Source organism: Pseudoalteromonas sp. S1727, from assembly GCF_005886375.1.
Classification (GTDB): Bacteria; Pseudomonadota; Gammaproteobacteria; order Enterobacterales; family Alteromonadaceae; genus Pseudoalteromonas; species Pseudoalteromonas haloplanktis.
Map to the genome: position 1 here is coordinate 1 of NZ_PNDT01000179.1, position 3944 is coordinate 3944.

Annotated in this window: 4 protein-coding genes and 1 tRNA gene; 3 read left to right on the forward strand and 2 right to left on the reverse strand. The window is 41.9% G+C overall.

Features of this window, described 5'->3' with window-relative positions; genetic code table 11:
• Positions 1-228: 228 nt before the first annotated feature.
• Together nadA and CWB85_RS21425 are read left to right on the forward strand one after the other, a co-directional pair.
• Entirely contained in the window at positions 229-1269 is a 1041-nt protein-coding gene (gene nadA, locus CWB85_RS21420; protein WP_016707366.1) for a quinolinate synthase NadA, read from the forward strand.
• A gap of 148 nt (positions 1270-1417) precedes the next feature.
• Positions 1418-1507: transfer RNA gene (locus CWB85_RS21425), tRNA-Ser, on the forward strand.
• Positions 1508-1562: 55 nt separating this feature from the next.
• Here the strand turns inward: CWB85_RS21425 and CWB85_RS21430 are convergent.
• Both CWB85_RS21430 and CWB85_RS21435 read right to left on the reverse strand, forming a co-directional pair.
• Positions 1563-1958, reverse strand: a complete 396-nt coding sequence (locus CWB85_RS21430) for a DUF2750 domain-containing protein (RefSeq protein WP_016707365.1) — start codon at positions 1956-1958, stop codon at positions 1563-1565.
• Between the two features lie 73 nt (positions 1959-2031).
• On the reverse strand, positions 2032-2613 hold the full coding sequence (locus tag CWB85_RS21435; protein ID WP_138555981.1) for a TetR/AcrR family transcriptional regulator: 582 nt from the start codon (positions 2611-2613) through the stop codon (positions 2032-2034).
• Positions 2614-2739: 126 nt separating this feature from the next.
• On the opposite strand from CWB85_RS21435, the gene CWB85_RS21440 reads away from it, so the two are divergent.
• The gene (locus CWB85_RS21440) at positions 2740-3783 is read left to right on the forward strand and encodes an alkene reductase (RefSeq protein WP_016707363.1); all 1044 of its coding nucleotides are present in this window, start codon (positions 2740-2742) and stop codon (positions 3781-3783) included.
• The last annotated feature ends 161 nt before the right edge of the window (positions 3784-3944 follow it).

Here is a 3944-nt window from a genome sequence, read left to right on the forward strand (position 1 = left end):
AATCTAAAATATAAATTAGTGTTCTCTGCAATTGCTCCTGCATTGCTCTACCTCCTGCATCCATGCAGTCGTACATAAAAAATTACTAACGTTGTTAGCGCTTTATTTAGCCCGCTTAAATGGTTTAATAGTTAAGTCGAGTGGTATTTATGAGCACTACTGTTATTTAGTTTTATATTCTCGTATAATTCGCCCCATAAATGCACTGTAGATTTAAGTGGTCGAGAAATGAGTTTAGCTCAAACTATTATGCCTGAAGGTTATATCTTTCCTCCTAAGCCAGCTCCGTTGAACGTTGATGAGCAAGCGCAATACAAAGCACGTATCAAACAACTATTGATTGATAAGAATGCGGTATTGGTTGCCCATTATTATACTGATCCTGAAATTCAAGCACTTGCGGAAGAAACGGGCGGTTGTGTTGCTGACTCGTTAGAAATGGCGCGCTTTGGCGCTAAACACGATGCTGACATGATCATTGTCGCGGGTGTACGTTTTATGGGTGAAACAGCTAAAATTTTAACCCCGAATAAAACTGTCGTTATGCCAACGCTTGCTGCAACCTGCTCACTAGACATTGGTTGCCCGATTGACGAGTTTTCTGCATTTTGCGATCAATACCCTGATCGTAAAGTGGTTGTGTATGCTAATACATCAACAGCTGTTAAAGCACGTGCCGATTGGATCGTCACCTCATCGTGTGCGCTTGAGATTGTTGAACACTTAGATGAAATGGGCGAAAAAATCATCTGGGGCCCAGATAAACACTTAGGCGCCTATATTCAAAAGAATACTGGGGCTGATATGATCATGTGGAATGGCGCATGTATCGTACATGACGAGTTCAAAACCAAAGCCTTAAAAGACATGAAAGCGCTGTATCCAGATGCGGGTGTATTAGTGCACCCAGAATCACCAGCCGAAATTGTTGCTCTAGCTGATGCTGTAGGCTCAACCAGCCAATTAATTAAAGCTGCGCAAACAATGGATAACAAAAAGTTTATTGTGGCCACCGACCGCGGCATTTTTTATAAAATGCAGCAGCTTTGCCCAGATAAAGAATTTGTTGCTGCACCAACAGCAGGTGAGGGCGCAACCTGTAAAAGTTGTGCGCATTGCCCATGGATGGCAATGAACGGCCTCAAAGCGATTGAGGAAGCGTTATTAGATGCAACTGGCAAAGAAGTGTTTGTAGATATGGACCTTCGTGAAGGCGCACTCAAGTCGCTTAATCGCATGCTTGATTTCTCAGCGTCACTTAAGCGCTAAACTTGGTTATGAAGATAAGGCCGCTGATATTGCTCTCAGCGGCCTTTTTTGTTTGTTTACTAAGCAGTTAATTGGCAAAAGGGAAAAACACCTTGCACCACTGAGCGTGATTACATACTATTACGCCGCGTTATAAATTAACGCTTGCGGTGAGGTGGCTGAGTGGCTGAAGGCGCACGCCTGGAAAGTGTGTTTAGGTTAATCCCTAACGAGGGTTCGAATCCCTCCCTCACCGCCATTAGATTCAAAAAAAGCGACCTTGGGTCGCTTTTTTGCTTTATACGGTTGTATGATTAATAGCGCTTTTTAGGTGCTTTAAGTTGGCTATCAAATTCATCTGGAAATAAAATGGTGCCGTCGTCTTCTTCGGTGGGGAATACGGCAATGAGTAGGTCGTCTTGCTCAAGGCCTGGTGTCCAACGTGATTGCCAATCTTTTAATGGAATGGCTTTCGCTGTGCAGTTTTCCCACTCGCCAGTTGCCCATGCTTCAGCATAAATTCGTTCTGGCCATACTGGTACACAATCATCATCTTCGTTGGCGAGCATTACGCAGCCATCTTCGTCATTTAGTATCCACACTTGTTTGAACTCTTGCACGGTTTCAAACATAAAGGCGAGTCTTTTTTTTGCTCCTAAATTTAAGATTGTCTCAAACTTCTCAGATGCTGCTAAAATTGCATTACTCATTGCTCGGCTCTCTCTTGAATGGCTTTAGTCTTAGTATATTGACTAATATGACATTATGTCGATTAGTTTAAAATTAATTACAGATTGCGTGGTATAAATCATTTGCTAACTGTTGCAAATCGTGTTCACAGCGGTTAGTTAGTGCGTAAGTTCTTAGGCCATACAAACCCATAGCTAAAAAACGAGCAAGTTGTTCACCAGTGCGTGTATTGGCTATTTCACCTTGTTCAATAGCCCGCTTAAATTGTATGGCAAGGGCATTTTCGTAGGCGTTTAAATTTGCCATCAGCGCTTGGCTTATTTGCAGATCTTGCCCTTCAACTTCACTTATACTTTTAGTGAGTAAGCATACTTTCATGGCATCACCGCTGATACATTCAGCAATGATGGAGTCTAAATATAGGCGCAAACTCGGCAAAACCGGCATTTGATCACAAAAAAGAGCCGTGAATTGTTGATTACGATCAGCTTGATATTGCTCAATAGCGGCTAAAAAAATACCTTTTTTATTACCAAATGCAGCATATAAAGAACCGGGATGGAGGGCCGTTACTTGCGTTAATTTTTGCATGCTGGTTTTCGCGTAACCACATTGCATAAAAGCAAGCATCGCTTGGCGCAATACATATTCGCGGTCAAATTCGGCAACTCTCATAGCGCTCTCTTAGGGTAACTGGTGAACGCAGTTTACTTAATCTTGAACAAATATTCAAAATTAGACTTGAATGTTTTATGCTTCGCCCTTATCTTGAATATACATTCAAGATAAGGATTGATAATAATGACCACCGATCTACTGCAACCATTTAAACTTAATAACAGTATTGAATTACAAAATCGCATACTTATGGCGCCTTTAACACGCTGTATGGCGGACGATAACTTAGTACCAACCCAAGCGATGGTTGACTATTATGCACGCCGTGCAGAAGCCGGATTAATTATCAGCGAAGCCACGATAATCCGCCCAGATGCGCAAGGTTACCCAAATACGCCGGGGTTATTTACCAGCGAGCAAATTCAAGGTTGGAAAAAAGTAACAGAGGCAGTACATGCTAACGGCGGTAAAATATTTGCGCAGCTTTGGCATGTAGGTCGTGTTGCACATCCACACTTTTTTGATGGCGAAGTGTTAGCACCATCAGCAATTGGTGTTGAAGGCTCTGTACCACGGATGCGTGAATTAACCTATCAAACACCTAAGGCTGCAACTCTTGACGATATTCAAGGCTTAGTTGCCGATTATGCAAAAGCGGCAGAAAACGCTGTTGAAGCAGGGTTTGATGGCGTAGAAATTCACGGTGCAAATGGCTATTTGATTGATCAGTTTTTACACTTTGCTGCTAATCAGCGCAATGATGAATATGGCCAAACACCAGAGAATATGTCGCGTTTTGCATTAGCAGTGGTCGATGCTGTTATTGCTGCCATTGGGGCAGATAAAACGGCGCTGCGTTTATCGCCTGGTGCTTACTTTAATATGGATGAAGATAGCCGTGATAAAGCCGTATTTGATTATCTACTAAAACAATTAAATACTCGTGATTTGGCTTATTTACATGGTGGTATTTTTGATGACAGCATGCGCTTTGCAAGCCTTGAAGACAAAACTACCTCAGAATATTTACGGGCTAATTATCAAGGTACCTTAGTGGGAGTGGGCAGTTATGACTTTGATACTGCAAAAGCTGCGATCAATGGTAATAAATTCGATTTAATCGCTATTGGCCGCCCATTTATTGCTAATCCTGATTACGTGAGCAAAATTGCTAATAACGAACAGTTAGTAGCATATGATGAAAGCATGCTAGCTGAACTGATCTAAGTACTAATACCAATCGACTTAAATATTTAACCATTCTAGCGGGCTAAATAAAGCGCTAACTGCGTTATAAATTTTTCATGTACGACTGCATGGATGCAGGAGGTAGAGCAATGCAGGAGCAATTGCCGAGAACAACTACATGTCAAAATTTATGCCTTGTT

What these genes read in the sequence shown, in the direction of transcription:
- nadA (WP_016707366.1), top strand. Translation starts at nt 229, where the DNA reads ATGAGTTTAGCTCAAACTATTATGCCTGAAGGTTATATCTTTCCTCCT.
- CWB85_RS21430 (WP_016707365.1), bottom strand. Translation starts at nt 1,958, where the DNA reads ATGAGTAATGCAATTTTAGCAGCATCTGAGAAGTTTGAGACAATCTTA.
- CWB85_RS21435 (WP_138555981.1), bottom strand. Translation starts at nt 2,613, where the DNA reads ATGAGAGTTGCCGAATTTGACCGCGAATATGTATTGCGCCAAGCGATG.
- CWB85_RS21440 (WP_016707363.1), top strand. Translation starts at nt 2,740, where the DNA reads ATGACCACCGATCTACTGCAACCATTTAAACTTAATAACAGTATTGAA.